23 protein-coding genes are annotated in these 25729 nt (G+C 71.9%); 12 read left to right on the top strand and 11 right to left on the bottom strand.

All coding sequences use genetic code 11. The features are described from left to right. The first annotated feature begins 37 nt into the window (after nt 1–37). From ACZ7L0_RS02520 to ACZ7L0_RS02500, 5 genes are all read left to right on the top strand, one after another. Complete coding sequence (locus ACZ7L0_RS02520; protein ID WP_471240529.1) at nt 38–1612, top strand: PucR family transcriptional regulator; 1575 nt, start codon at nt 38–40, stop codon at nt 1610–1612. A gap of 155 nt (nt 1613–1767) precedes the next feature. After that, entirely contained in the window at nt 1768–2610 is an 843-nt protein-coding gene (locus ACZ7L0_RS02515) for a nitrilase-related carbon-nitrogen hydrolase (RefSeq protein WP_471240528.1), read from the top strand. A gap of 96 nt (nt 2611–2706) precedes the next feature. Continuing rightward, nucleotides 2707–4110 carry a dihydropyrimidinase gene (gene hydA / locus ACZ7L0_RS02510; protein ID WP_471240527.1) on the top strand — a complete coding sequence of 468 codons (1404 nt, stop codon included), beginning with the start codon at nt 2707–2709 and terminating at the stop codon, nt 4108–4110. An 11-nt stretch (nt 4111–4121) separates the two neighbouring features. Beyond that, nucleotides 4122–5141 (top strand): TIGR03842 family LLM class F420-dependent oxidoreductase, encoded by a 1020-nt coding sequence (locus ACZ7L0_RS02505; RefSeq protein WP_471240526.1) that lies wholly within the window; start codon nt 4122–4124, stop codon nt 5139–5141. Nucleotides 5142–5272: 131 nt separating this feature from the next. Next, the gene (locus ACZ7L0_RS02500) at nt 5273–6808 is read left to right on the top strand and encodes an NCS1 family nucleobase:cation symporter-1 (RefSeq protein ID WP_471240525.1); all 1536 of its coding nucleotides are present in this window, start codon (nt 5273–5275) and stop codon (nt 6806–6808) included. A gap of 42 nt (nt 6809–6850) precedes the next feature. Here ACZ7L0_RS02500 and ACZ7L0_RS02495 read toward each other — a convergent pair whose 3' ends face one another. Continuing rightward, nucleotides 6851–7519, bottom strand: a complete 669-nt coding sequence (locus ACZ7L0_RS02495) for a hypothetical protein (RefSeq protein WP_471240524.1) — start codon at nt 7517–7519, stop codon at nt 6851–6853. A gap of 257 nt (nt 7520–7776) precedes the next feature. Between ACZ7L0_RS02495 and ACZ7L0_RS02490 the strand changes: the two genes are divergently transcribed. The 6 genes from ACZ7L0_RS02490 to ACZ7L0_RS02465 all read left to right on the top strand — a co-directional run bounded on the left by ACZ7L0_RS02490 (nt 7777) and on the right by ACZ7L0_RS02465 (nt 14858). Beyond that, a complete protein-coding gene (locus ACZ7L0_RS02490) occupies nt 7777–9591 on the top strand; it encodes a gamma-glutamyltransferase family protein (RefSeq protein WP_471240523.1) in 1815 nt (604 codons plus the stop codon). A gap of 81 nt (nt 9592–9672) precedes the next feature. Beyond that, a complete protein-coding gene (locus ACZ7L0_RS02485) occupies nt 9673–10530 on the top strand; it encodes an inositol monophosphatase family protein (RefSeq protein ID WP_471240522.1) in 858 nt (285 codons plus the stop codon). A 154-nt stretch (nt 10531–10684) separates the two neighbouring features. Next, a complete protein-coding gene (locus ACZ7L0_RS02480; protein WP_471240521.1) occupies nt 10685–12094 on the top strand; it encodes a phytoene desaturase family protein in 1410 nt (469 codons plus the stop codon). Then, nucleotides 12091–12600 (top strand): O-acetyl-ADP-ribose deacetylase, encoded by a 510-nt coding sequence (locus ACZ7L0_RS02475; protein WP_471240520.1) that lies wholly within the window; start codon nt 12091–12093, stop codon nt 12598–12600. Before ACZ7L0_RS02480 ends, ACZ7L0_RS02475 begins: the two co-directional genes overlap by 4 nt. A 283-nt stretch (nt 12601–12883) precedes the next feature. Then, nucleotides 12884–14353, top strand: coding sequence for an AlkA N-terminal domain-containing protein (locus ACZ7L0_RS02470; RefSeq protein WP_471240968.1), 1470 nt, complete (start codon nt 12884–12886; stop codon nt 14351–14353). A gap of 19 nt (nt 14354–14372) precedes the next feature. Continuing rightward, on the top strand, nt 14373–14858 hold the full coding sequence (locus ACZ7L0_RS02465; protein WP_471240519.1) for a methylated-DNA--[protein]-cysteine S-methyltransferase: 486 nt from the start codon (nt 14373–14375) through the stop codon (nt 14856–14858). On the opposite strand, the gene ACZ7L0_RS02460 is transcribed toward ACZ7L0_RS02465, so the two are convergent. The 4 genes from ACZ7L0_RS02460 to ACZ7L0_RS02445 form a co-directional block, all read right to left on the bottom strand. Continuing rightward, nucleotides 14855–15610, bottom strand: a complete 756-nt coding sequence (locus tag ACZ7L0_RS02460; RefSeq protein WP_471240518.1) for an SIR2 family NAD-dependent protein deacylase — start codon at nt 15608–15610, stop codon at nt 14855–14857. The genes ACZ7L0_RS02465 and ACZ7L0_RS02460 overlap by 4 nt on opposite strands. A 58-nt stretch (nt 15611–15668) precedes the next feature. Then, nucleotides 15669–16118 carry an SseB family protein gene (locus tag ACZ7L0_RS02455; RefSeq protein WP_471240517.1) on the bottom strand — a complete coding sequence of 150 codons (450 nt, stop codon included), beginning with the start codon at nt 16116–16118 and terminating at the stop codon, nt 15669–15671. A 201-nt stretch (nt 16119–16319) separates the two neighbouring features. Further along, on the bottom strand, nt 16320–16814 hold the full coding sequence (locus ACZ7L0_RS02450) for an NUDIX domain-containing protein (RefSeq protein ID WP_471240516.1): 495 nt from the start codon (nt 16812–16814) through the stop codon (nt 16320–16322). Continuing rightward, nucleotides 16815–17915: an ADP-ribosylglycohydrolase family protein gene (locus tag ACZ7L0_RS02445; RefSeq protein WP_471240515.1), complete on the bottom strand. Its 1101-nt coding sequence runs from the start codon at nt 17913–17915 to the stop codon at nt 16815–16817. 173 nt (nt 17916–18088) lie between these two features. Between ACZ7L0_RS02445 and ACZ7L0_RS02440 the strand changes: the two genes are divergently transcribed. Further along, on the top strand, nt 18089–19225 hold the full coding sequence (locus ACZ7L0_RS02440) for a glycerate kinase (RefSeq protein ID WP_471240967.1): 1137 nt from the start codon (nt 18089–18091) through the stop codon (nt 19223–19225). 121 nt (nt 19226–19346) lie between these two features. Here ACZ7L0_RS02440 and pssA read toward each other — a convergent pair whose 3' ends face one another. The 6 genes from pssA to ACZ7L0_RS02410 form a co-directional block, all read right to left on the bottom strand. After that, on the bottom strand, nt 19347–20165 hold the full coding sequence (gene pssA, locus ACZ7L0_RS02435; protein WP_471240966.1) for a CDP-diacylglycerol--serine O-phosphatidyltransferase: 819 nt from the start codon (nt 20163–20165) through the stop codon (nt 19347–19349). A 22-nt stretch (nt 20166–20187) separates the two neighbouring features. Beyond that, nucleotides 20188–20844, bottom strand: a complete 657-nt coding sequence (locus ACZ7L0_RS02430) for a phosphatidylserine decarboxylase (RefSeq protein ID WP_471240514.1) — start codon at nt 20842–20844, stop codon at nt 20188–20190. Nucleotides 20845–21013: 169 nt separating this feature from the next. Continuing rightward, complete coding sequence (locus ACZ7L0_RS02425; protein ID WP_471240513.1) at nt 21014–22219, bottom strand: acyl-CoA dehydrogenase family protein; 1206 nt, start codon at nt 22217–22219, stop codon at nt 21014–21016. A gap of 3 nt (nt 22220–22222) precedes the next feature. Then, nucleotides 22223–22735, bottom strand: a complete 513-nt coding sequence (locus ACZ7L0_RS02420; RefSeq protein ID WP_062716551.1) for a MaoC family dehydratase — start codon at nt 22733–22735, stop codon at nt 22223–22225. A 5-nt stretch (nt 22736–22740) separates the two neighbouring features. Then, nucleotides 22741–23700, bottom strand: a complete 960-nt coding sequence (locus tag ACZ7L0_RS02415; RefSeq protein WP_471240512.1) for an HpcH/HpaI aldolase/citrate lyase family protein — start codon at nt 23698–23700, stop codon at nt 22741–22743. After that, nucleotides 23697–25724, bottom strand: a complete 2028-nt coding sequence (locus ACZ7L0_RS02410; RefSeq protein ID WP_471240511.1) for a protein meaA — start codon at nt 25722–25724, stop codon at nt 23697–23699. The genes ACZ7L0_RS02415 and ACZ7L0_RS02410 overlap by 4 nt, the downstream gene beginning before the upstream one ends. Nucleotides 25725–25729 lie beyond the last annotated feature (5 nt).

Raw genomic sequence — 25729 nt, 5'->3', positions numbered from 1 at the left:
GCTGCCATGAGCGGCACCTGAGCAAGGGAACACGGCGATGACCACCACCTTCGAGACCCTGGCGACCCTGGAACCCGCCCTGTCGGTCCGGCAGGTCCTCACCCTGGAGCGGGTGCTCGCCGGGGAGCCCGAGGTGGTGGCCGGCGCCGGCCAGCTCGACCGGCCCGTGCGCTGGGTGCACGTCGCCGAGGCCCCCGACGTCGGGGTGATGCTCAGCGGCGGCGAGATGGTGCTCACCACCGGGGTCCTCCTCGCCGGTGACGAGGGCAAGCAGGCCGAGTACATCCAGTCCCTGCACCGCGCGGAGGCCGCGGCCGTCGTCCTGGGCCTGGGCCGGGCCTTCCCGGCCCCGCCGGAGGTGATGCGCCGGGCCGCCGAGCGGTGCGGGCTGCCGCTGGTCGTGCTGCACCGGCCGTTCCCGTTCGCCGAGCTCACCGAGGAGGTCCAGTCCCGGCTGGTCCGGCGGAAGTTCGCCGCCGTCAGCCTGTCGGAGGCGGTACGCACCGCCCTCACCGGACTCATCACCGCGGGCGCCCCGCTGCAACGGCTGCTCGACGAGGTGGCCCAGCACAGCGGCTGTCCCGTCGTCGTCACCAACCTCGCCCACCGTGTCCTGGCCACGGCGGGGGAGCGGTCCGCGGTGGACGACGTACTGCGCGACTGGGAGCGCATCGCCCGGCAGGCGGGCGGCGGCACGGGCGACGGCTGGATCCGCGCCGACCTGGGCGGGCGCGGAGAGCGGTGGGGCTGGATCGTGCTGTGCGGACACCGGGGCGACACCGCCACCGGGCGGCTGCTCGCCGACCGCGCCGCCGAGGCCCTCGTCCTGCACCGCATGCTCGGCGGCGGCCCCGCCCACAGCTGGGAGGAGCAGTCCGCGCAGAGCCTGCTGACCGACCTGGTCTCCGGGGTCGTACCGGCGCGGCAGCTGCTGCCGCGGGCGCGCGCGGCGGGGCTGCCGGTCAACCGGCGGACCTTCGTACCCCTCGTCGTCCGGGACGTGGAACCCGCCCGGCTCGACCGCACGCTGCGGCTGCTGGGCCTGTCGGGGCTCGTCGCCGAGCTCGCCGACGGCGCCACCGCCGTGCTGCTCAGCCTCGCCCGGGACCAGGACGCGGCGGCGCTCGCGGCACACTTCGCGACCCGGCTGCGCACCGAGTCCGGTCAGGCCCGCACGGTGGTCGCGGCGGCCGATCCGCGGACCGTCTGGGACGAGGTGCCCGCCGGTCTGCGCGAGGCCCAGCACGTCGCGGACGCCGTGGCCGACTCCCCGGCCGCGCTGGACCTGCCGGCCGTCGTCCGCCTCAGGGACGTCCATCTGCGCGGCCTGATCAGGTTGCTGCGCGACGACCCGCACGTGCAGTCGTTCGCCGAGCGGGAGCTGGACGGGCTGCTGTGCGGCGCCGGCCAGGACCTGCTGAACGTTCTGCGCACCTACCTCGCCAGCGGCCGCAACAAGTCCCGCACCGCCCAGCTCCACCATGTCTCCCGGCCCGCGCTCTACCGCCGCCTGGAGGCGATACAGGCGCGCCTCGGCGTCGACCTGGACGACTTCGAACAGGCGGCCTCGGTGCACATCGCGCTCCTCGCGCACGACGCGCAACAGGGCTGAAACATGCGACGACCTGCGAAAACGGCGGTGAAACATGAGCCGAGCAAGACGTGACACGGTGACACGCCGCACGCCCGCAGACGTGACACGATGCAACTCAAAGCCGCATCCGCGACTTCCTAGGCTCGCCGCACACCGAGCGACCGGAGGTCCCGATGAGCAGAGTGATCCGTGCCGCCCTCTTCCAGACCGCCTGGACCGGCGACAAGGAATCGATGATCCAGGTACACGAGCAGGCGGCCCGCGACGCGGCCGCGCAGGGTGCTCAGGTCCTGTGCTTCCAGGAACTGTTCTACGGACCGTACTTCTGCCAGGTTCAGGACAAGGCGTTCTACGAGTACGCCGAGCAGATCCCCGAGGGCCCGATCGTGCGGCGCTTCCAGGCCCTCGCGAAGGAACTGGGCCTCGTCCTGGTCCTGCCGATGTACGAGGAGGAGCAGCCCGGCGTCCTCTACAACACCGCCGCCGTGATCGACGCCGACGGTTCCTACCTCGGCAAGTACCGCAAACACCACATCCCCCAAGTGCCGGGCTTCTGGGAGAAGTTCTACTTCCGTCCCGGCAACGTCGGCTGGCCCGTCTTCGACACCGCCGTCGGGAAGATCGGCGTCTACATCTGCTACGACCGCCACTTCCCCGAGGGCTGGCGCGCCCTGGGCCTGGCGGGCGCGGAGATCGTCTTCAACCCGTCGGCCACCTCGCGCGGCCTGTCCCGCTACCTGTGGCAGCTGGAGCAGCCGGCGGCGGCGGTCGCCAACGAGTACTTCGTCGGCGCCATCAACCGGGTCGGCGTGGAGGACCTCGGCGACAACGACTTCTACGGCACCACCTACTTCGTCGACCCCGAGGCCCAGTTCGTCGGCGAGGTGGCGAGCGACAAGGAGACCGAACTCGTCGTCCGCGACCTGGACCTGGCCAAGCTGCGCGAGGTCCGCGACCGCTGGCAGTTCTACCGGGACCGCCGCCCGGAGGCCTACTCCCCGCTGACCGCTCCGTAGTCGGCGAAAGCGCCTGCCGGTCCGGCTCAGCGGGGCCGGCGGGCGGCCCGTACCGACCTGCACGACACCAGCGTTGACCACGGCAGGAGAGGGAGTATGAGCAGCCGTACCGTCATCCGCGGCGGTCTCGTCATCACCGCGTCCGACGAGATCCACGCCGACGTCCTGATCGAGGACGGCCGCATCGCCGCCCTCGCCGCGAGCGGCACCCCGGCCGCCGAGGCCTGGACGGCCGACCGCACCATCGACGCCACCGGGAAGTACGTCATCCCGGGCGGGGTCGACGCCCACACCCACATGGAGCTGCCGTTCGGCGGCACCTTCGCCTCCGACACCTTCGAGACCGGCACCCGGGCCGCCGCCTGGGGCGGTACGACCACGATCGTCGACTTCGCGGTGCAGAGCGTCGGCCACTCCCTGCGCGAGGGCCTGGACGCCTGGCACGCCAAGGCCGAGGGCAACTGCGCGATCGACTACGGCTTCCACATGATCGTCTCCGATGTGAACCAGGAGACGCTGAAGGAGATGGACCTGTTGGTGGAGGAGGGCGTGACCTCCTTCAAGCAGTTCATGGCCTACCCGGGCGTCTTCTACAGCGACGACGGCCAGATCCTGCGCGCCATGCAGCGCTCCGCCGACAACGGCGGACTGATCATGATGCACGCGGAGAACGGCATCGCCATCGACGTCCTGGTGGAGCAGGCCCTGGCCCGCGGCGAGACCGACCCGCGCTACCACGGGGAGGTCCGCAAGGCACTGCTGGAGGCCGAGGCCACCCACCGTGCCATCCGGCTGGCCCAGGTCGCGGGCGCGCCGCTGTACGTCGTGCACGTCTCGGCGACGGAGGCGGTCGCCGAGCTGACCCGGGCCCGCGACGAGGGGCTGAACGTCTTCGGCGAGACCTGCCCGCAGTATCTGTTCCTGTCCACCGACAACCTCGCCGAGCCGGACTTCGAGGGCGCGAAGTACGTGTGCTCGACGCCTCTGCGGCCGAGGGAGCACCAGGCCGCCCTGTGGCGGGGCCTGCGCACCAACGACCTGCAGGTCGTCTCCACCGACCACTGCCCCTTCTGCTTCGAGGGCCAGAAGGAGCTGGGCCGCGGCGACTTCTCCAAGATCCCCAACGGTCTGCCGGGTGTGGAGAACCGCATGGACCTGCTCCACCAGGCCGTCCTCGACGGGCACATCTCCCGCCGCCGCTGGATCGAGATCGCCTGCGCCACCCCGGCGCGGATGTTCGGCCTGTACCCGAAGAAGGGCACCATCGCCCCCGGCGCCGACGCCGACGTCGTCGTCTACGACCCGCACGCCGAGCAGGTGATCTCCGCCGAGACCCATCACATGAACGTCGACTACTCGGCGTACGAGGGCAGGCGCGTCACCGGCCGTGTGGAGACCGTGCTCTCGCGCGGCGAGCCCGTCATCACCGAGCGGGAGTACACCGGACACGCCGGGCACGGCGTCTACACCCCGCGCTCCACCTGTCAGTACCTCACCTAGGAGTGGCGCCCATGGACTTCGGACTCGTCCTGCAGACCGACCCGCCGGCCTCCCGCGTCGTCAGCCTGATGCAGCGGGCCGAGAGCAACGGCTTCACCTACGGCTGGACCTTCGACTCCGCCGTGCTGTGGCAGGAGCCGTTCGTGATCTACAGCCAGATCCTGTCGAACACCTCGACGCTGAAGGTCGGCCCGATGGTCACCAACCCGGGCACCCGCACCTGGGAGGTCACCGCCTCCACCTTCGCCACCCTCAACGACATGTTCGGCAACCGCACCGTCTGCGGCATCGGCCGCGGCGACTCCGCCATGCGAGTGGCGGGGCGCAAGCCCAACACCCTCGCCCGCATCAGCGAGGCCATGAAGGTCATCCGGGCCCTCGGCCGGGGCGAGGAGGCCGACCTCGGCGGTACGGTGATCCGGTTCCCGTGGATCCGGCCGGGCGCCGAACTTCCCGTGTGGATGGCCGCGTACGGGCCGAAGGCGCTGAAGATGACCGGCGAGGAGGCCGACGGGTTCATCCTCCAGCTGTCGGACCTGTACCTCACCGAGTACATGGTGAAGGCCGTGAAGGACGCGGCCGTGGCGGCCGGGCGCGACCCGTCCGAGGTGAGGATCTGCGTCGCCGCCCCCGCCTACGTCACCGAGGACGACTCGCCCGAGGCGCTCGCCCACGCGCGCGAGCAGTGCCGGTGGTTCGGCGGGATGGTCGGCAACCACGTCGCCGACCTGGTCGCCAAGTACGGCGAGCACTCGGCGGCCGTCCCCGACGAACTCACCGACTACATCAAGGCCCGCGAGGGCTACGACTACTCGCACCACGGGCGCAGCGGCAACCCCGACACCCAGTTCGTGCCGGACGAGATCGTGGACCGGTTCTGCGTGATCGGCCCGGTGGAGAAGCACATCGAGAAGCTGAACGCCCTGCGCGAGCTGGGCGTCGACCAGTTCGCGGTGTACGACATGCACGACGCGCAGGAAGCGGTCATCGACGCCTACGGGGCGACGGTGATCCCGGCCGTCAACGGCTGACCGTCCCCCCTCCCCGCCCATCGAACTCCCCCTTCCCGCCCGGGAAGGGGGCCAGGACGCGTTCCCCGCGCACCCCCCTCCCCGCCACCCGCACGGCCTCTCCCGACCCACCTCACTTGATTGGCCTGCCCATGACCGACACCGCTCCCACGGCCATACCGATGTCCAGCCAAGTCAGCCTCCCCGACGGACGCGTCGAGCTCGCCCCGGGCTCCCCGCCGCCGAGCGGTCCGTACGCCAACGAGGACCTGCTCCCGGTCCCCGTCGCCAGGCGCACCTGGACCACGTACAACTTCTGCGCGCTGTGGGTCGGCATGGCCCACAACACGGCCTCCTGGACCCTGGCCTCCGGGCTCATCGCGGTGGGCATGGACTGGAAGCAGGCCGTGTTCACCATCGCGCTGGCCAACCTGATCGTGCTCGTCCCGATGCTGCTCACCGGGCACGCGGGACCGAAGTACGGCATCCCCTTCCCGGTCTTCGCCCGCGCCTCCTTCGGCGTGCGCGGCGCCAACCTCCCGGCGGTCGTACGGGCGTTGGTGGCGTGCGGCTGGTTCGGCATCCAGACCTGGATCGGCGGCGAGGCCATCTTCTTCCTCGCCGGGAAACTGATCGGCGACAGCTGGTCGAACGCCTCCCACATCGGCGGCTACCCCTGGACCATGTGGCTGTCGTTCGCGATCTTCTGGGTGATCCAGGTCGCGATCATCTACCGGGGCATGGAGACGATCCGCCGCTTCGAGAACTGGGCGGCGCCCTTCGTGCTGGTCGGCGCGTTCGTGATGCTGTGGTGGATGAGCGACAAGGCCGGCGGCCTCGGCCCGCTCTTCGACCAGCCGTCCAGCCTCGGCTGGGACGGGGACTTCTGGAAGTTGTTCTGGCCGTCCCTGATGGGCATGATCGGCTTCTGGTCCACCCTGTCCCTGAACATCCCCGACTTCACCCGGTACGGCAAGAGCCAGAAGGCGCAGACCTGGGGCCAGGCCCTCGGCCTGCCGACCACCATGACCCTGTTCGCCTTCCTCTCCGTGCTGGTGACCTCCGGTTCGCAGGCGGTGTACGGCAAGCCGATCTGGGACCCGGTCCAGCTGGCCGCCAAGACGGACAGCGTGGTGGGCCTGCTGTACGCGCTGGTGACCGTGCTGGTGGCGACCCTGTCGGTGAACATCGCGGCCAACCTGGTCTCGCCGGCCTTCGACTTCTCCAACATCGCGCCCCGGAAGATAAGCTTCCGCACCGGCGCCCTCGCCACCTGCGTCCTCGGCGTGCTGATCTTCCCGTGGAAGCTGTACTCCGACCCGCAGGGCTACATCTTCACCTGGCTCGGCCTGGTCGGCGGTCTGCTCGGCACGGTCGCCGGCATCCTCATCGCCGACTACTGGATCCTGCGCCGCACCCGCCTGGACCTGACCGACCTGTACCGCACGGGCGGGCGCTACTGGTACGACGGCGGCTGGAACTGGCGGGCGGTCGTCGCCTTCCTGGCCGGCGGTGTGCTGGCGGTCGGCGGCGCCACGTTCAAGCCGCTGATCGACGGCCGGCCCATCCCGGCGCTGGCCTCGCTGGCCGACTACGGCTGGGCGGTGGGCCTGGGCACCTCGCTGACGCTGTACCTGGCGCTGACGCTGCTGACCGGGCGGAAGGAGCCCGCGGAGGCCGTGTCCTGACGGGCCCGGCACATGCCCCTGGAGGGCGGTCCTGGAGCGCGGTCAGCCGCTCCTGCTGCCCTCCAGGGCCGTCACCGCGTCCTTGGCCGCCTTGATGGCCCCCTTGTTGATGACGTCCGTACCGGGCGCCTTCCTCGTCTCGAAGTCGCTGCCGTTGTACGTGACCACCACCAGCGCGTTGGAGACGCGCACCAGCACCAGGCCCTCACGGGTCTGCTGCTTGTCCTCGGTGGTGAGGTTCACGACGGAGTAGCCGGCGTCACCGACGCCCGGGACATCCCCTCCGCCGCTTTTCTCCGTGACGCGCCGCTTGTACTCGTCCTGTGCCGTCCGGTCCGACTCCGTGATCTCGAAGGAGACGTCGAGCCAGCGGTAGTCGTACCCCTTGAGCGCGTTCCAGGAGCAGGTACGGCGCAGCGTGCTGTCGGTGGACGGGATCTCCTTCCCGGCCGTCTTGGCCCCCGGCACCAGCGACTTGACGGTCCCCGCGGTCACACTGCCGCAGGGCGCGGGCGCGCCGGTGAAGGTCTTGGGCGCGGCCGTCGAGGAGGGCGCCGAGGGCGACTGGGCGGCCGTCTCCTGGGCCGGCCGGTGCCCCGCGGCCGGGACCGCGGCCAGCGGACCGGACGCCAGCGCCCAGCCGGCCGTGGCCAGTACGGCCACCGGCGACAGGCGCGCGGTAAGAGCGAGCGGCAGAGGAAGGTGACGCACGGCGCACTTCTCGTGGGGGGTGTGCGGAGGGGTCCGCACCGCGGACGGGACGACAGTGTCACACGACTGTCTGTGGGGCGGAAGTGCCAACTCGCTCCGTGCCTGTGCGGTGACGGTGAAGTGCTGTTGACGGGCCGTGAGCTCCCGGCGGTTGCGGACATCCGGCTGTTTTGCGGCCGAATCCCTCCCGGCCGGTCCGCGGGCGGGATCGGTAGCCTGCTGTCCGGCCATGGACCACTGAAGCCTTGAGGTGAGAGATGCGCTTCACCACCCGACCCACGCTTCAAGGGTCCTTCGGCATGGTCTCCTCCACCCACTGGCTGGCCTCGCAGTCGGCGATGGCCGTACTGGAGGGCGGCGGCAACGCCTACGACGCGGCCGTCGCGGGCGCGTTCGTGCTGCATGTGGTGGAACCGCACCTCAACGGTCCGGCCGGCGAGGTGCCGGTCCTCCTCGCCCCGGCGGGCGGCGAGGTGCGCGTGCTGTGCGGGCAGGGCGTGGCACCGGCCGGCGCCACGGTCGCGCACTACCGGGGACTCGGCCTGGACCTCGTACCCGGCACGGGCCCCCTGGCCGCGGCCGTCCCCGGCGCCTTCGACGCCTGGCTGCTCCTGCTGCGCGACCACGGCACCCGGCCCCTCGACGAGGTCCTGAAGTACGCCATCGGGTACGCCGAGCACGGGCACGCGCCGGTGGAGAACGTCGGCAGGGCCGTGGCGAGCGTACGGGAGCTGTTCGAGACCGAGTGGACCTCCTCGGCGGCGGTGTACCTGCCGGACGGCACACCGCCCCGGCCCGGCGCGCTGCTGCGCAACCCCGCGCTCGCCGCCACCTGGAAGCGGCTGCTGGTCGAGACCGCCGGGGCCGGGGACCGGGAGGCCCGGATCGAGGCCGCGCGAGAGGTGTGGCGCCGCGGCTTCATCGCCGAGGCGCTGGTGCGGCAGGCCGCGCGGCCCACCCTGGACACCAGCGGCGAGCGGCACACCGGCACGCTCACCGCCGCCGACCTCGCCGCCTGGTCCGCGGCCTACGAGACTCCCGCGACCTACGAATGGAACGGCTGGACCCTGTGCAAGGCCGGCCCCTGGAGCCAGGGCCCGGCCCTCCTCCAGCAGCTCGCCCTGCTCCCGCCCGAGCTGCCCCCGTACGGCTGCGCGGACTACGTCCACCTGCTGATCGAGGGCTGCAAGCTCGCCATGGCCGACCGCGAGGCCTGGTACGGGGACGCGGCCGAGGTACCGCTCGACGACCTGCTGTCGCGTGAGTACAACGCCGGGCGACGGGCCCTCGTCGGCGCCAGGGCCTCCCACGACCTGCGGCCCGGCAGCCCCGGCGGGCGGATCCCCCGGCTGCCCGCGGGGGCGGGCGCGGTGGCCGCCGCGGAGCCCGGCCTCAGCTCCCTGGGGGCCGGTGAGCCGACCGTCCTGGGGACTCCGGGCGAGCCCGAGATCACCGCCCACGGCGGTACCCGCGGCGACACCTGCCACATCGACGTCGTCGACCGCTGGGGCAACATGATCGCCGCGACGCCCAGCGGCGGCTGGCTCCAGTCCAACCCGGTCGTGCCCGAGCTCGGCTTCCCGCTCGGCACCCGGCTGCAGATGACGTGGCTGGAGGAGGGCCTGCCGAACTCCCTCACCCCCGGCCGCCGCCCCCGTACTACCCTCAGCCCCTCCCTCGCCCTGCGCGACCAGGCGCCGGTCCTGGCCTTCGGCACCCCCGGCGGCGACCAGCAGGACCAGTGGCAGCTGCACTTCTTCCTGGCCGTCGCCCTGCGCGACCGGGTCCGCGGCGGCCTCGACCTCCAGGGCGCCATCGACGCCCCGAACTGGCACAACGACAGCTTCCCCAGCTCCTTCCACCCGCGCGGCCGGCGCCCCGGCAGCGTGACCGTCGAGTCCCGCCTCGACCCCGCGGCCGTGGCGGAACTCCGGCGCCGCGGCCACCACGTCACGGTCGGTCCGGCCTGGTCGGAGGGGCGGCTGTGCGCGGTGGCCCGGGATCCGCACAGCGGCATCCTGTCGGCCGCGGCCAATGCCCGCGGGATGCAGGGGTACGCGGTGGGCCGCTGACGCCCCGCTTCTTCATCCCGATTCCACCCGGTGTCCACCACCCCGGCGGGGATTGTCAGAGCCACGTGCTCTCATGGAGACATGATCGAAGACATGGAAACCATCGACGAGTTTCTCAGCGGGTTCGTCACCAGCCACGCGGCCGACGTCGAGGAAGCCGTCCGCAAGGCGGCCGCCGCCGAGATCCTGCCCCGCTTCCGCCGGCTCGCCGCGCACGAGGTCGACCAGAAGAGCGGGCCGCACGACCTGGTGACCGACGCCGACCGCCTGGCGGAGCTGTACCTCACCGAGAGGCTCGGCGCCCTCCTGCCCGGCTCCGTCGTCGTCGGCGAGGAGGCGGTGCACGCCAACCCGGCGACCTACGAGGCCATCCAGGGCGACGCGCCGGTCTGGATCGTCGACCCGGTCGACGGCACCCGGCAGTTCGTGCACGGCGACGACGGCTTCTGCACACTGGTCGCCCTCGCCCACCGGGGCGTCACACTCGCCTCCTGGACGTACGCGCCCGCCCGCGACCAACTCGCCACCGCCGTACGGGGCGAGGGCGCCTTCCTGGACGGCGAGCCGCTGCACGCCGGCGCCCCCGACCCCGCCCGGGACCTGCGCGTTGCCACCTCCCACCCGGACTACACCACGGACGAGCAGAAGCGCGCCCTGCTCGGCCTGTGGACGCCGGGCGTGGCGCCGCGCCCCTGCGGCTCCGCGGGACTTGAGTATCTGGCCGTCGCCCGCGGCGAGTTGGATGCCACCGCCTTCTCCTGGGAGGCGGCTTGGGATCACGCGGCCGGGCTGCTGCTGGTCGAGGAGGCGGGCGGCGCCCACCGCACGCTCGCGGGCGAGCCGTTCCGTATCACCGGCGGCAACGCCCTGCCGTTCACCGCGGCCCGGGACGCGGCCACGGCCCGCCGGGTGGTGGAACTGCTGCGCGGCACGGCGTGACAGGCCGCCGACGGCCGGGCCGCCGCGCGGCTCACCACCGCCGGCCGCCCGCGTCACCCGGCCGACCCCACCCGAGGCCGGGTCCTGTCACCGCCCCGGCATATGCTGAGGCCGAGTGGCCATCGGCTGACGAAGGGGTCCCAAGGTGCCGTCGATGCTCGATGCGGTCGTGGTGGGTGCGGGACCGAACGGCCTGACGGCCGCCGTGGAGCTGGCCCGCCGCGGCTTCTCCGTCGCCCTCTTCGAGGCCCGCGACACCGTGGGCGGGGGCGCCCGCACCGAAGAGCTCACCCTGCCCGGCTTCCGCCACGACCCCTGCTCCGCCGCCCACCCCCTCGGGATCAACTCGCCCGCCTTCCGCGCGATGCCCCTGGAGCGCTACGGCTTGGAGTGGCTGCAGCCCGAGCTGCCCATGGCGCACCCCTTCCCGGACGGCTCGGCCGCCGTGCTGGCCCGGTCCGTCGCCGAGACGGCCGCCTCCTTCGGGCCCCGCGACGCGGGGGCGTACCGCAGGCTCGTCGCGCCCTTCCTCACCCGGTGGGACACCCTGGCCCGCGACTTCATGTCCCTGCCGCTCACCGCGCTGCCCCGCGACCCGGTCACCCTCGCCCGGTTCGGCCTGGCCGGGCTGCCGCCCTCCACCTGGCTGATGCGCCGCTTCCACGACGAGCGCGCCAGGACCCTCTTCGCCGGGCTCGTCGCCCACGTCATGGCCCCGCTCGACGGCTTCGCCACCGGCGCCATCGGTCTGGTCTTCGCCCTGTCCGCGCACGCCCGGGGCTGGCCCGTGGCCCGCGGCGGCTCCCAGTCGATCTCCGACGCCCTCGCCGCCTACCTGACCGACCTCGGCGGCACCGTGCACACCGACTACGAGGTCAAGCGCCTGGACGACCTGCCCCCCGCCCGCGCCTACGTCTTCGACACCTCGCCCACCGCCCTGGCCCGCATCGCCGGCTTCGGCCGCTACTACGACGGCTACCGCTACGGCCCTGGCGTCTTCAAGATCGACTACGCGCTGGACGGCCCGGTCCCGTGGACCGCGCCCGAGGCGCGCCGCGCCGGCACCGTGCAGATCGGCGCGGACAGCGCGGAGATCGGTTCCGCCCTGAACGCGGTGTTCCGGGAGGACCGCGCACCCGACCCGCCCTTCCTCATCACCGTCCAGCCAGGCGTCGCCGACCCCACCCGGGCCCCCGAGGGCAAGCAGGTCTTCTGGGCCTACGGCCACGTCCCCCACGGCTGGACCGGCGACCTCACCGACGCCATCGAGCGGCAGCTGGAGCGCTTCGCCCCCGGCTTCCGCGACCGCGTCCTGGCCCGCGCCACCGCAGGCCCGCCCGAACTGGCCGCCCGAAACGCCAACTACGTCGGCGGCGACATCGCCTCCGGCGCCGTCTCCGGCCTGCAGCTCCTGCTGCGCCCCAAGCTGTCGCTGTCCCCGTACAGCACCCCGCACCCGGCCGTCTTCATCTGCTCCTCGGCCACCCCGCCCGGACCCGGCGTGCACGGCATGTCGGGGCACAACGCGGCCAAGGCCGTGTGGAGGAGGCTGCGGCAGACATGACCACCCTCACCCTCGTGCGCGGCGACATCACCCGGCAGACCGCCGACGCGATCGTCAACGCCGCCAACTCCTCCCTCCTCGGCGGCGGAGGCGTCGACGGCGCCATCCACCGCCGAGGCGGCCCAGCGATCCTCGAGGAGTGCCGGGCGCTGCGCGCCTCCCGGTACGGCAAGGGCCTGCCCACCGGCCGGGCGGTCGCCACCACGGCCGGCGACCTGGACGCCCGCTGGGTGATCCACACCGTGGGCCCGGTCTGGTCGTCCCGCGAGGACCGCTCGGCGCTGCTCGCCTCCTGCTACCGGGAGTCCCTGAAGGCGGCGGACGAACTCGGCGCCCGCACGGTCGCGTTCCCGGCCGTCTCCACCGGCGTCTACGGCTGGCCGATGGACGACGGCGCCCGCATCGCGGTGGAGACGGTCCGCGCCACGGACACGGCCGTGGAGGAGGTCCGGTTCGTCCTCTTCGACGACCGGGCGTACGAGGCGTTCGCCCGGCAGCTCGGCTGAGGCCGCATGAGCGGACCGTCACCGCCTCCCTCGTCGGCGGCGCCGAGGTCGACCTGACGGACATCGGCATCCCGGACGGCGCCGAGCCGCGCATCACCAAGCTGAGCCTGATCGGCGGCGTCACCGTCCACCGCGCATAGTCACGGGGTGACGACGCGGCGCTTGCCGCGCGATCGGCGGATCACTCCGTGATCCGGGCAGGCGCAGGGCACGTGAGGCTGATGTCGGATTCCCGCCAGCCCGGCCGCGGCCGGTCGGCGATCCTGGACGCATGCAGACAGGGATGCACGCCGACCGGGAGCGCTGTGTGCGCGCCGTGCAGTCGAAGGACGCCCGCTTCGACGGCTGGTTCTTCACCGCCGTCCTGACCACCCGTATCTACTGCCGGCCCAGCTGCCCGGCCGTGCCGCCCAAGCCCGAGAACATGACCTTCTACCCGAGCGCCGCCGCCTGCCAGCAGGCCGGATTCCGGGCCTGCAAGCGCTGCCGCCCCGACACCAGCCCCGGCTCCCCGGAGTGGAACCAGCGCGCCGACCTGGTGGCCCGCGCCATGCGGCTGATCGCCGACGGGGTGGTGGACCGCGACGGCGTGCCCGGCCTCGCCGCCCGCCTCGGCTACAGCACCCGGCAGGTCGAGCGCCAGCTCCTCGCCGAACTGGGGGCGGGGCCGCTCGCGCTCGCCCGTGCCCAGCGCGCCCAGACCGCCCGGCTGCTCATCGAGACCACCCAGCTGCCCATGGCGGACCTCGCCTTCGCGGCCGGATTCTCCTCGATCCGCACCTTCAACGACACCGTCCGCGAGGTCTTCGCCCTCTCACCGAGCGACCTGCGCGCCCGGGTGCCCCGAAGGAGCGCTCCCGGCGCACCGGGCGCCCTGTCGCTGCGGCTGCCGTTCCGCGCCCCGCTCAACCCCGACAACCTCTTCGGGCACCTCGCGGCGACCGCCGTACCCGGCGTGGAGGAGTGGCGGGACGGCGCCTACCGGCGCACGCTCCGGCTGCCGTACGGGCACGGCATCGCGGCGCTGACGCCCACACCGGACCACATCGCCTGCCGCCTCACCCTCAGCGACCTGCGCGACCTCACCGTCGCCATCAGCCGCTGCCGCCGCCTGCTCGACCTGGACGCCGACCCCGTCGCCGTCGACGACCAGCTGCGCACCGACCCCGTCCTTTCCCCGCTGGTCGGCAAGGCCCCCGGCCGGCGCGTGCCGCGCACTGTCGACGAGGCCGAGTTCGCCGTGCGGGCCGTGCTGGGCCAGCAGGTCTCCACGGCCGCCGCCCGCACCCACGCCGCCCGGCTGGTCACCGCCCACGGCAAGCCCGTCGACGACCCCGAGGGCGGCCTCACCCACCTCTTCCCCTCACCCGAGGCGCTCGCCGCCCTCGACCCCGAGACCCTGGCGATGCCCCGCACCCGGCGCACCACCTTCACCACCCTGGTCCGCGAACTCGCCGACGGATCACTCCACTTGGGGGTGGAGAGCGACTGGGCCGAAGCCCGCGCCCGGCTGCTCGCCCTCCCCGGCTTCGGGCCCTGGACGGTCGACGTCATCGCGATGCGCGCCCTCGGCGACCCCGACGCCTTCCTCCCCACCGACCTCGGCATCCGGCGCGCCGCCCAGGAGTTGGGCCTGCCCTCGACCCCGGCCGCGCTCACCGCGCGCGCGGCGGCCTGGCGGCCCTGGCGGGCGTACGCGGTGCAGTACCTGTGGGCGACCGACAGCCACCCGATCAACTTCCTTCCCGTATAAGCCCGTTCAAGGACGTCTCATGAAGCAGCACACGCTCGTCGACAGCCCCTACGGCCCCCTCACCCTCGTCGCCGACGACGACGGAGTGCTGTGCGGCCTCTACATGACCGGCCAGCGCCACCGCCCGCCCGAGGAGACCTTCGGCGACCGCGACGAAACGCCCTTCGCCGAGGCGCGGGAGCAGCTCACCGCCTACTTCGCCGGGGAGCTGAAGGAGTTCGGCATCGAACTGCGCCTGCACGGAACCCCGTTCCAGCGCAGCGTATGGGACCAGCTGCGCCGCATCCCCTACGGCGAGACCCGCTCCTACGGCGAACTCGCCGGCGCCCTCGGCAACCCCGGCGCCTCCCGGGCCGTCGGCCTGGCCAACGGCAGGAACCCGATCGGCATCATCGTCCCCTGCCACCGGGTGATCGGCGCGGGCGGCGGCCTCACCGGCTACGGCGGCGGCCTGGAACGCAAGCAGCGGCTGCTGGACTTCGAACGCGGGACGGCCCTGTTCTAAACCGTGCCGAGCCGGTCGCCGCCGTACTCCTCGCGCAGTGCGGCCAGCAGCCGCGGCAGCGCCGTGCCGATCGGCTCCCGTACGACCTCCTCGGCGAGGTCGTCGTACGGGGTCGGCTCGGCGTTCACGACCACCAGCCGGGCGCCGTGGTCGGCGGCGACGCCGACCAGCCCGGCGGCGGGCTGCACCTGAAGGCTGCTGCCCACGGCGAAAAACACCTGGCAGGCCTTGGCGATCGCCAGGGCGTCGCCCAGCACCACCGGATCGAGCCGCTCCCCGAACATGACCGTGGCCGACTTCAGGATCCCGCCGCACTCCCGGCACGGCGGATCCTCCTCACCGGCCTCGACACGGGCGAGCGCGTCCTCCATGGGACCCCGGGCATGGCACCGCGTACACACCACGCTCCGCGCGGTGCCGTGCAGCTCCAGCACCTTGCGGGCGGGCATCCCGGCGAGCTGGTGCAGCCCGTCCACGTTCTGCGTGATCACCCGCACCGGGAACCCGGCCCGCTCCAGCTCGGCCACCGCCCGGTGCGCGGCGTTCGGCTCCGCCCGCAGCGCCCTGTTCCCCCGCCGCATCTGCCACGACCGGCGCCTGATCTCCGGGTCGCCCATGTAGTACTCGTACGTCACGAGCTTCTCGGCCTCCGGATCCTTGCGCCACAGCCCGTTGGGGCCGCGGTAGTCGGGGATGCCGGAGTCGGTGGAGACACCGGCGCCGGTCAGGATGGCGACGAGGGGCTTGGACATGGGGCCGAGGGTAGGGCGGGAGGCCGTGGCGCGGCGAACGGATATCCGCCGCGGCCCCTCACGCGGTCGGGCTCTGGCCGGGTTCTCCGGTGCCGTGTTCCTGACCGCTCGGGCGCCCCGACGTGCCGATCCCGGCGAACTGGGGCAGCGCCCGTACCAGGTCGGAGGGGAGGGCGAGGCCGTCCTCGGTGGACGGGTCGACCGCCAGCCACAGGTCCTCCTGGGGCCAGCTCGCGGCCAGCTCGACCACCGGGATCCTGATCGCCGTGTCCGGGTCGGCCCCGGCCGCCGCCAGCGCGTCGTCCGACGTGAAGACGGGGACGTAGCGGTTGCCGTCCTGTTCGATCACCGGCAGGGCCAGGGCGCCCTCGGGGGGCTCCTCCCCCTCGGGCGGGGGTGCCTGCGGGACCAGGGCGACGCTGTTCGCGAGATCGATCAGCGCGGCCTGGGTCTCCTCGGCGGAGGTCTCGTCGGTCCGTGCTTCGGGGTCGGGATGCGGGGTGCTCATGGCTTGTCCTTTCGTCGGCACCGGCGATGGTGTGTGGTGACGGGGCGCCTCGGGCGCCGGATGTCCTGGAACTCCCCACGGATTCGTCCGCGCCCCGACCGCGGACGTACTCCACCAGTTGTGCCTGGCTGCCCGAGTCCCAGCACCGCACCCGGTCAAACCGCCCTCGGCCGACAAATCGCCGGCCGGATCCCCGCTCGGTCAGCCCACCCGGTGACCGTTCTCCAGCTCCGCCGTCCCCGAGCCCTCCGCCAGCACGTCGAGCGCGGCAAGGACCCGGCGGCCCAGCGCGCCCGGCAGGTGGCTAGTGATCTCCTCGCGGGGGACGAGGCGCCAGGACAGCAGCTCCTCCTCCTGCAGGCGGATCGCCTTGAGGTCGGCGTCGGTGAGGACGCCGCCGTCGTAGAGGTACGCCACCAGCGGCGGGCGTCCCGTGCCGTGCACCCAGTCCACCGCCAGCAGCCGGCCCAGCTCCACGTCGAGCCCGATCTCCTCCAGCGTCTCGCGGCGCGCGCCCCGGCGCGGGGTCTCCCCGTCGTCGGACTCCACGGTGCCGCCCGGCAGCGCCCAGCCCTCCCGGTAGTTCGGCTCGACGAGCAGCACCCGCCCCTCGTCGTCCCGGAAGAGGGCGGCGGCACCGGCGAGGACGCGGGGCAGGCCCGCGATGTACGCGGCGAAGTCGTCAGTCGTGGTCATTCAGGAAGGGTAACCAGCCGCCACCGGGCTGGAGCGCGCCGTCGCCAGGCGCAGGGTGCGTTCCGCCAGCGCGCTGATGCGTACGCCGTCGAAGCCGAAGACCGCGCTGCGGACCGTGTCCTCCAAGGGGTCCGTCCAGTGCGCCGGGATGCCCGCCGCGCCGTTCATGACCCCGCTCACCGAGCCGGCCGTGGCGCCGTTGGAGTCGGTGTCCAGGCCGCCGCGGACGGTGAGGGTGATGGTGCGGGTGAAGTCGCCGTCGCCGTAGAGGAGGCCGGCGGTGAGCACGGCCGCGTTCGGGACGGTGTGGATCCAGCCGAGCCCGGCGGTCTCCTCGGACACCGTGGCGAGGGTGTCCTCCCAGGTCATGCGGGTGTCGTGGAGGGAGGCGACCCGGCGTACGGTACGGGCCAGGCGGCTGCTCGCCGGGATGACGGTGAGCGCCGTGTCGAGGGCGTGCCGTACGGTCGGGGCGGTGAACGCGGCCGAGATCAGGGCCGCCGCGAACATCGCGCCGTACACGCCGTTGCCGGTGTGGGACAGCACCGCGTCCCGGCGGGCCAGCGCGGCGGCGTGGCCCGGGGCGCCCGGGCGGGTCCAGCCGTAGACGTCGGCGCGGATCAGGGCGCCGATCCACTCCTGGTACGGGTTGTCGTACGTGGCCGTGAGCGGCGGTTTCAGCCCGGCGGTGAGATTGCGGTAGGCCGCCCGCTCCGCGGTGAACGTCTGCAGGTACGGCAGCCGCAGCAGCCACAGGTCGCCGACCTGCTCGGTGCTGAAGTCGAAGCCGTGGGTCTCCAGCAGGTGCAGACCGAGGATGGCGTAGTCGACGTCGTCGTCCCGGCAGCTGCCGTGGACGCGCCCGCGTACGCACTCGCGCCACTCGGGGCGCAGCGCGAGGCCGTCGGCGGCGTCGGCCGGCTCGGGGAGGTAGTCGGTGAGGGGCAGGGCGGCGGCCTGCCGCAGATAGCGGTCGATGCGGTCGCGCGTCCACACCTCGCCCTGCTCGACCGGTTTGCCGAGCATGTTGCCGGCGATCCGGCCCAGCCAGCCACCGTGGATGCGGTCGGCGAGTTCCGGCTCGGTGCCCACAGTCGTCATGGCTGAGGTGTACCCGGTTTCCGGTGCGGGCACAGCCGGCTGCCAGGAGGTTCCCAGGCTTCGGGGGCGCATGACGGCGGGGGTGTCCGCCGGTTATGGTCGCAGCGGCGCGACTGGCCCTGACGTGCGACGGGCCCGGAGAGCAAGGGGATGGCAAGGTGGCGGACGCTGCAGTGGACGGGACCCGACGGGTGCTCGTCGCCGCGGACAAGTTCAAGGGCTCGCTGACGGCCGTGCGGGTCGCCGAGCGGGTGACGGCCGGGCTGCGCCGGGTCGTGCCGGACCTGGAGGTGGAGGCGCTGCCCGTCGCCGACGGCGGCGACGGCACCGTGGACGCGGCGGTCGCCGCCGGGTTCGAGCGGCGGGAGGTCCGGGTCGCGGGGCCGCTGGGGCGGGAGGTGACCGCCGCGTTCGCACTGCGCGGTGACACTGCGGTGGTGGAGATGGCGGAGGCGAGCGGCCTGCAGCGGCTGCCGTCCGGCGTCTTCGCCCCGCTCACCGCCTCCACCTACGGCTCTGGGGAGCTGCTGCGGGCCGCGCTGGACGCGGGGGCGCGCACGATCGTGTTCGGTGTGGGCGGCAGCGCGACGACGGACGGCGGCGCCGGAATGCTGTCGGCGCTGGGCGCGCGGTTCCTGGACGAGGACGGGGAGCCGGTTCCGCCGGGCGGCGGGGGCCTCGCCGGCCTCGCCCGCGCGGACCTCTCCGCCCTCGACCCGCGGCTGTCCTCGGTCGAGCTGGTGCTCGCCAGCGACGTAGACAACCCGCTGACCGGGCCCAAGGGGGCGCCCGCGGTGTACGGGCCGCAGAAGGGTGCCTCGCCGGACGACGTGGAGGCCCTGGACGCGGCGCTGGCGCACTACGCGAAGGTGCTGGAGGCGGCCGTGGGGCCGCGGGCGGCCGAGTACGCCGCGTCCGCGGGCGCCGGCGCGGCCGGCGGCATCGGGTACGGCGCCCTCCTCCTCGGCGCCGCCTTCCGCCCCGGCATCGAGGTCATGCTCGACGTCCTCGGCTTCGCACCCGCGCTCGCCCGCGCCGACCTGGTGATCACCGGTGAGGGCTCCCTGGACGACCAGACACTGCACGGCAAGGCCCCCGCGGGGGTCGCCGCGGCGGCCCGGGCGGCGGGAAAGGACGTCGTGGCGGTCTGCGGGCGGCTCGCGCTGCCACCACAGACCCTGGAACGGGCCGGAATCAGCCGCGCCTACCCGCTGACGGCCCTCGAGCCGGACATCGCGAAATGCATCACGGACGCGGGCCCGATCCTGGAACGGGTGGCCGAGGACATCGCGCGGGACTTCCTGACCTGAGCCCGGACCCCCCTGGGTCCGGGGGCGGAGCCCCCGGCAGACGGCCGCACCCACTGCGGGCCACCGAAAAGCGAACGGCCCCGAACCGATACCGGTCCGGGGCCGACGCCAAGCGCGAGCGCTACGGCAGCTGCGCCGCCCGAGCCTCACGACGGTTGTCGCGGAAGTTGTTCACCCGGCGAGCCGTGGCGAACAGCGGGATCACCGCGCCCATGACGAGCTGCAGCGCGCAACCGGCCTGGAGCAGGAGCTGGCCGCTGGGGGCGTCGAAGGCCCAGGCGGCCAGGAGGCCCATCGACAGGACGATCCAGGAGAGCATGGCCACGGCGAGGCGGCCCCGCGGCTTCGGGTACTCCACACGGCTCACCATCAGCCAGGCCGTCCCCAGGATGGCGAGGAGCGTCGCCTCGAAGGGCAGCTCGAGCAGCACGATCGAGACGACCGTCAGCGCGCCGAACGGCGAGGGCATGCCCTGGAAGGTGCCGTCCTTCACCGTCACGCAGGAGAAGCGGGCCAGGCGGAGCACGACGGCCAGGAGCACCACGATCGCCCCGAGCGCCGCCACTCTCTGGTGCGCGTCGTTCGCGACCATGCCGTAGACCAGGACGAAGTACGCCGGCGCCAGCCCGAAGCTGATCAGGTCGGAGAGGTTGTCCAGCTCCGCACCCATGGGGGAGGAACGCAGCTTCCTCGCCACCAGGCCGTCGAACAGGTCGAAGACGGCCGCGCACAGCATCAGGATGACCGCCGTGGCCGCGCTGTGGCGGGCCATGCCGGATTCCTGGCTGCCGGTGAGGTGCGGGATCAGGATGCCGGTGGTGGTGAAGTACACCGCCATGAAGCCGCACGTGGCGTTGCCGAGGGTGAGGGTGTCCGCTATCGAGAGGCGGAGAGAAAGAGGCATCTCCTCCTCGTCGTCCACCTCGTCCGCCTCGGGCACCCAGCCCGCCTGTGTCTCCGGATCAATCACGGTCAATGCGAGTCACCCCAGCCACGGTCTTCTGGCCGACCTCGACCGCGACCTCCACGCCCTCGGGCAGGTAGAGGTCGACACGCGAGCCGAAGCGGATCAGACCGATGCGGTCGCCCTGCTCGACCTTCGTCCCCTGCGGGATGTAGGGCACGATGCGACGGGCCACGGCACCGGCGATCTGGATCATCTCGATGTCGCCGAGTTCGGTGTCGAAGTGCCAGACTACGCGCTCGTTGTTCTCGCTCTCCTTGTTGAAGGCGGGAACGAAGCCACCGGGGATGTGCTCGACCGACGTCACGGTGCCCGACAGGGGCGCGCGGTTGACGTGGACATTGAGCGGGCTCATGAAGATCGCGACGCGGGTACGTCCGTCCTTCCACGGCATGATGCTCTGCACCACACCGTCGGCGGGCGAGATGACCCGGCCCGTGGCGATCTCGCGCTCGGGGTCGCGGAAGAACCACAGCATGCCCGCGGCGAGCGCGGTGGCGGGCACGGCGACGGCCTTGGCGGCGCCGGAGCGGCGCGCGCGGGCCAGGCTGAGGGCTGCGGTGGCGACGGTCGGGAGAAGCCACGGCGATGCTCCGCGCGCGAGGCGTGTGCCGACCAGGCTGTCGCGAGGTGCAGAGGTTTGGCTGTGGGGCATGGATGACCTTCGTAGCGGATGATGCCGCGCTGGAACGGGGGACGGCGGCTTTACCGGATGGTACCGGTCGCGGGCCGCAACTGGGCAAGCCAGGAAGCCGAGTCGGCGGCCGAAGAGCGCTGACGGGGTGTGATCTTCTTCTCGAAGAAAACACCCCGTATCCGGACAATCAGCCTTGGAACCGATACTCTTCGAGCAGCCGGCGACCGATGATCATTTTCTGGATCTCGGCGGTACCTTCACCGATCAGCAGCATCGGAGCCTCCCGGTAGAGGCGCTCGATCTCGTACTCCTTGGAGAAGCCGTAGCCGCCGTGGATCCGGAAGGCGTCCTCGACGACCTCCTTGCAGTACTCGGAGGCGAGGTACTTCGCCATCCCTGCTTCGAGGTCGTTTCGTTCGCCGGAATCCTTTTTGCGAGCCGCGTTCACCATCATCGCATGAGCGGCCTCGACCTTGGTGGCCATCTCCGCGAGTTTGAACTGGATGGCCTGGTGCTGGGCGATCGGCTTGCCGAAAGTGTGCCGCTGCTGGGCGTACCGGACACCCAGTTCGAACGCACGCTGCGCGACGCCGCAGCCACGCGCCGCCACGTTGACGCGGCCGACCTCCACGCCGTCCATCATTTGGTAAAAACCTCGGCCGGTGACGCCCCCGAGCACCCGATCGGCCGGAATCCGCAGGCCATCCATGATCAGCTCGGTGGTGTCCACCCCCTTGTAGCCCATCTTGTCGATCTTGCCCGGGATGGTGAGGCCGGGGCGGACCTCGCCGAAGCCGGGCTCCTTCTCCACCAGGAAGGTGGTCATCGACTTGTGGGGCGCCGTGCCCTCGGGGTGTCCTTCGTCACTTCGGACCAGGACGGCCACCAAGGAGGACGTACCGCCGTTCGTCAGCCACATCTTCTGGCCGTTCAGGACGTACTCGTCGCCGTCCTTGACCGCCTTGGACGTGATGGCCGACACATCGGAGCCCAGGCCCGGCTCCGACATGGAGAAGGCGCCGCGGATGTCACCGGCCGCCATCCGGGGCAGGAAGTGGTCCTTCTGCTCCTGCGTGCCGTGCTGCTTGAGCATGTACGCCACGATGAAGTGCGTGTTGATGATGCCGGAGACCGACATCCAGCCGCGGGCGATCTCCTCCACGCACAGGGCGTACGTCAGGAGCGACTCGCCCAGGCCCCCGTACTCCTCGGGGATCATCAGACCGAACAGGCCGAGTTCCTTCAGGCCGTCGACGATCGCTTGCGGGTACTCGTCGCGGTGCTCCAGCTCGGTCGCGACCGGGATGATCTCCTTGTCCACGAAGTCGCGGACGGTGGAGAGGATCTCCTGCTGGACGTCGGTCAGACCGGCGGTCTGGGCGAGACGGGCCATGGCCTACTTCTCCTGCTGCTTGAGTTCGGGACGGCCCGGCTGCTCGCCGCCGCGCTCCTTGATGTACGTCTCGGTCGGCACCATCACCTTGCGGCGGAACACGCACACGAGGGTGCCGTCCTGCTTGTAGCCCTTGGTCTCGACGTAGACGATGCCGCGGTCGTTCTTCGACTTCGACGGCCACTTGTCGAGGACGGTCGTCTGGCCGTAGATCGTGTCGCCGTGGAAGGTCGGCGCCACGTGCTTGAGCGACTCGATCTCCAGGTTGGCGATCGCCTTGCCGGAGATGTCCGGGACGGACATGCCGAGCAGCAGGGAGTAGATGTAATTCCCGACGACGACGTTCTTGCCGAAGTCCGTCGTCTTCTCCGCATAGTTGGTGTCCATGTGGAGCGGGTGGTGGTTCATGGTGAGGAGACAGAACAGGTGGTCGTCGTACTCGGTGACCGTCTTGCCCGGCCAGTGCTTGTACGTCGCCCCGACCTCGAACTCCTCGTAGGTGCGTCCGAACTGCATGGCCGTCACGCCTCCGGGATCTCGAACTTGCTGGTGCGCCGCATGCCGGCGGCGCGTCCCTTGCCGGAGATGACCAGGGCCATCTTGCGGCTGGCCTCGTCGATCATCTCGTCGCCGAGCATCGCGGAGCCCTTCTTGCCGCCCGCCTCGGACGTGTAGTAGTCGTACGCGTCCAGGATCAGCTCGGCGTGGTCGTAGTCCTCCTGGGAGGGCGAGAAGATCTCGTTGGACGCCTCGACCTGGCCCGGGTGCAGCACCCACTTGCCGTCGAAGCCGAGGGCGGCGGCGCGCTGGGCGACCGCGCGGTAGCCGTCGACGTTGCGGATCTGCAGGTAGGGGCCGTCGATCGCCTGGAGGTCGTTGGCGCGGGCGGCCATCAGGATCTTCATCAGGATGTAGTGGTAGGCGTCCGCCGGGTAGCCGGGCGGCTGCTCGCCCACGACCAGCGACTTCATGTTGATCGACGCCATGAAGTCGGCCGGGCCGAAGATGATCGTCTCGATACGCGGGGAGGCCTGCGCGATCTCGTTGACGTTGTTGAGGCCCTGGGCGTTCTCGATCTGCGCCTCGATGCCGATCCGGCCGACCTCGAAGCCCATGGTCTTCTCGATCTGGGTGAGCAGCAGGTCCAGCGCCACGATCTGCTGGGCGTTCTGCACCTTCGGCAGCATGATGCAGTCGAGGTTCGGGCCCGCGCCCTCGACGACCGTGACGACGTCCCGGTACGTCCACTCGGTCGTCCAGTCGTTGACGCGCACGACCCGCGTCTTGCCCGTCCAGTCGCCCTCGTTGAGGAACTTGACGATGGTGTGCCGCGCCTCGGGCTTGGCGAGCGGCGCGCACGCGTCCTCCAGGTCGAGGAAGACCTGGTCCGCCGGGAGGCCCTGCGCCTTCTCCAGGAAGCGCGGGTTGCTTCCCGGGACCGCGAGACACGAGCGGCGGGGACGCAGACGGTTGACGGTCATGCGGGGACCTCCAGGGGGTCGAGCTTGTTCGCTTTCCGGATCTCGTCGACGATGCGGCCGATGATTCCGGTGATGTCGAAGTCCTTCGGGGTGAAGACCGCGGCAACTCCGGCAGACCTGAGCTGTTCGGCGTCCCCGCCAGGGATGATGCCACCGGCGATCACCGGAATGTCTGTGGCACCGGCCACACGCAGCCGTTCGAGCACGTCCGGGACGAGCTGGGCGTGCGAGCCGGAGAGGATCGACAGGCCCACCGCGTGCACGTCCTCGGCGAGGGCCGCGTCCACGATCTGCTCCGGCGTGAGGCGTATGCCCTGGTAGACCACCTCGAAGCCGGCGTCGCGGGCCCGTACGGCGATCTGCTCGGCGCCGTTGGAGTGCCCGTCCAGGCCCGGCTTGCCCACCAGGAAGCGCAGCTTGCCGACACCGAGGTCCCGGGCGGTGGCGTCCACCCTGGCGCGGACCTCGGCCATCGCCGAGCCCGCCTCGGCGGGAACGGCCACCGGCGCGGAGGACACGCCCGTCGGCGCGCGGAACTCGCCGAACACCTCACGCAGGGCCCCGGCCCACTCGCCGGTCGTCACCCCGGCGCGGGCGCACTCCAGGGTGGCCTCCATCAGGTTGTCGGTGCCCTTGGCGGCCTCCTTCAGCCGCTCCAGCGCCTTGCAGGGGCGCGGATGGTTGAAGGGCGGCTGGTAGCGCGTGTCGCGCCAGTGCTGGAGCGAGGCGATGACCCGGGCCTCGACCGCGGGGTCGACGGTCTGGATCGCGGTGTCCAGGTCGGCCGTCAGCGGGTTCGGCTCGGTCGTCTCGAAGATGTTGACGCCGACGATCTTCTCCTGCCCGGACTCGATCCGGGCCCGGCGCTCGGCGTGCGAGGAGACCAGCTGCGACTTCAGGTAGCCGGACTCCACGGCGGCCATCGCGCCGCCCATCTCCTGGATGCGGTCGATCTCCGCGAGGGACTCCTCGACCAGGGCCGACACCTTCGCCTCTATGACGTGCGAGCCCTCGAAGATGTCCTCGTACTCCAGCAGGTCGCTCTCGTGCGCCAGCACCTGCTGGATGCGCAGGCTCCACTGCTGGTCCCAGGGCCGGGGCAGGCCCAGCGCCTCGTTCCAGGCGGGCAGCTGCACGGCACGCGCGCGTGCGTCCTTGGAGAGGGTCACCGCCAGCATCTCCAGCACGATCCGCTGGACGTTGTTCTCCGGCTGCGCCTCGGTCAGGCCGAGGGAGTTGACCTGGACGCCGTAGCGGAAGCGGCGGTGCTTGGGGTTCTCGATGCCGTACCGCTCACGCGTGACCTTGTCCCAGATGCGGCCGAACGCCCGCATCTTGCACATCTCCTCGACGAAGCGGACGCCCGCGTTCACGAAGAAGGAGATCCGGCCGACCACGTCGCCCATGCGCTCCTGCGGCACCTGGCCGGAGTCGCGGACCGCGTCCAGCACCGCGATCGCGGTCGACATCGCGTACGCGATCTCCTGGACCGGTGTGGCGCCCGCCTCCTGCAGGTGGTAGCTGCAGATGTTGATCGGGTTCCACTTCGGCAGGTGGGAGACCGTGTACGCGATCATGTCCGTCGTCAGCCGGAGCGAGGGCCCCGGCGGGAACACATGGGTGCCCCGGGACAGGTACTCCTTGACGATGTCGTTCTGGGTCGTGCCCTGGAGCTTGGTGACGTCCGCACCCTGCTCCTCGGCGACGACCTGGTAGAGCGCCAGCAGCCACATGGCCGTGGCGTTGATCGTCATCGAGGTGTTCATCTGCTCCAGGGGGATGTCCTGGAACAGCCGGCGCATGTCACCGAGGTGCGCGACCGGCACCCCGACCCGGCCGACCTCGCCGCGGGCGAGGACGTGGTCGGAGTCGTAGCCGGTCTGCGTCGGCAGGTCGAACGCGACCGACAGGCCGGTCTGGCCCTTGGCGAGGTTGCGCCGGTACAGCTCGTTGGACGCCTCGGCGGTGGAGTGACCGGCGTACGTGCGCATCAGCCACGGCCGGTCCTTCTGACGCTCAGTCATCTATG

The sequence above is a fragment of the Streptomyces sp. NPDC039424 genome, assembly GCF_055639495.1.
Note: the sequence above shows the minus strand (reverse complement) of the source record. Positions and strands in the feature narration are given on the sequence as shown.

Coding starts and splice junctions, on each gene's coding strand:
- ACZ7L0_RS02520 (WP_471240529.1), top strand. CDS start 38: ATGACCACCACCTTCGAGACCCTGGCGACCCTGGAACCCGCCCTGTCG.
- ACZ7L0_RS02515 (WP_471240528.1), top strand. CDS start 1,768: ATGAGCAGAGTGATCCGTGCCGCCCTCTTCCAGACCGCCTGGACCGGC.
- hydA (WP_471240527.1), top strand. CDS start 2,707: ATGAGCAGCCGTACCGTCATCCGCGGCGGTCTCGTCATCACCGCGTCC.
- ACZ7L0_RS02505 (WP_471240526.1), top strand. CDS start 4,122: ATGGACTTCGGACTCGTCCTGCAGACCGACCCGCCGGCCTCCCGCGTC.
- ACZ7L0_RS02500 (WP_471240525.1), top strand. CDS start 5,273: ATGACCGACACCGCTCCCACGGCCATACCGATGTCCAGCCAAGTCAGC.
- ACZ7L0_RS02490 (WP_471240523.1), top strand. CDS start 7,777: ATGCGCTTCACCACCCGACCCACGCTTCAAGGGTCCTTCGGCATGGTC.
- ACZ7L0_RS02485 (WP_471240522.1), top strand. CDS start 9,673: ATGATCGAAGACATGGAAACCATCGACGAGTTTCTCAGCGGGTTCGTC.
- ACZ7L0_RS02480 (WP_471240521.1), top strand. CDS start 10,685: ATGCTCGATGCGGTCGTGGTGGGTGCGGGACCGAACGGCCTGACGGCC.
- ACZ7L0_RS02475 (WP_471240520.1), top strand. CDS start 12,091: ATGACCACCCTCACCCTCGTGCGCGGCGACATCACCCGGCAGACCGCC.
- ACZ7L0_RS02470 (WP_471240968.1), top strand. CDS start 12,884: ATGCACGCCGACCGGGAGCGCTGTGTGCGCGCCGTGCAGTCGAAGGAC.
- ACZ7L0_RS02465 (WP_471240519.1), top strand. CDS start 14,373: ATGAAGCAGCACACGCTCGTCGACAGCCCCTACGGCCCCCTCACCCTC.
- ACZ7L0_RS02460 (WP_471240518.1), bottom strand. CDS start 15,610: ATGTCCAAGCCCCTCGTCGCCATCCTGACCGGCGCCGGTGTCTCCACC.
- ACZ7L0_RS02455 (WP_471240517.1), bottom strand. CDS start 16,118: ATGAGCACCCCGCATCCCGACCCCGAAGCACGGACCGACGAGACCTCC.
- ACZ7L0_RS02450 (WP_471240516.1), bottom strand. CDS start 16,814: ATGACCACGACTGACGACTTCGCCGCGTACATCGCGGGCCTGCCCCGC.
- ACZ7L0_RS02445 (WP_471240515.1), bottom strand. CDS start 17,915: ATGACGACTGTGGGCACCGAGCCGGAACTCGCCGACCGCATCCACGGT.
- ACZ7L0_RS02430 (WP_471240514.1), bottom strand. CDS start 20,844: ATGCCCCACAGCCAAACCTCTGCACCTCGCGACAGCCTGGTCGGCACA.
- ACZ7L0_RS02425 (WP_471240513.1), bottom strand. CDS start 22,219: ATGGCCCGTCTCGCCCAGACCGCCGGTCTGACCGACGTCCAGCAGGAG.
- ACZ7L0_RS02420 (WP_062716551.1), bottom strand. CDS start 22,735: ATGCAGTTCGGACGCACCTACGAGGAGTTCGAGGTCGGGGCGACGTAC.
- ACZ7L0_RS02415 (WP_471240512.1), bottom strand. CDS start 23,700: ATGACCGTCAACCGTCTGCGTCCCCGCCGCTCGTGTCTCGCGGTCCCG.
- ACZ7L0_RS02410 (WP_471240511.1), bottom strand. CDS start 25,724: ATGACTGAGCGTCAGAAGGACCGGCCGTGGCTGATGCGCACGTACGCC.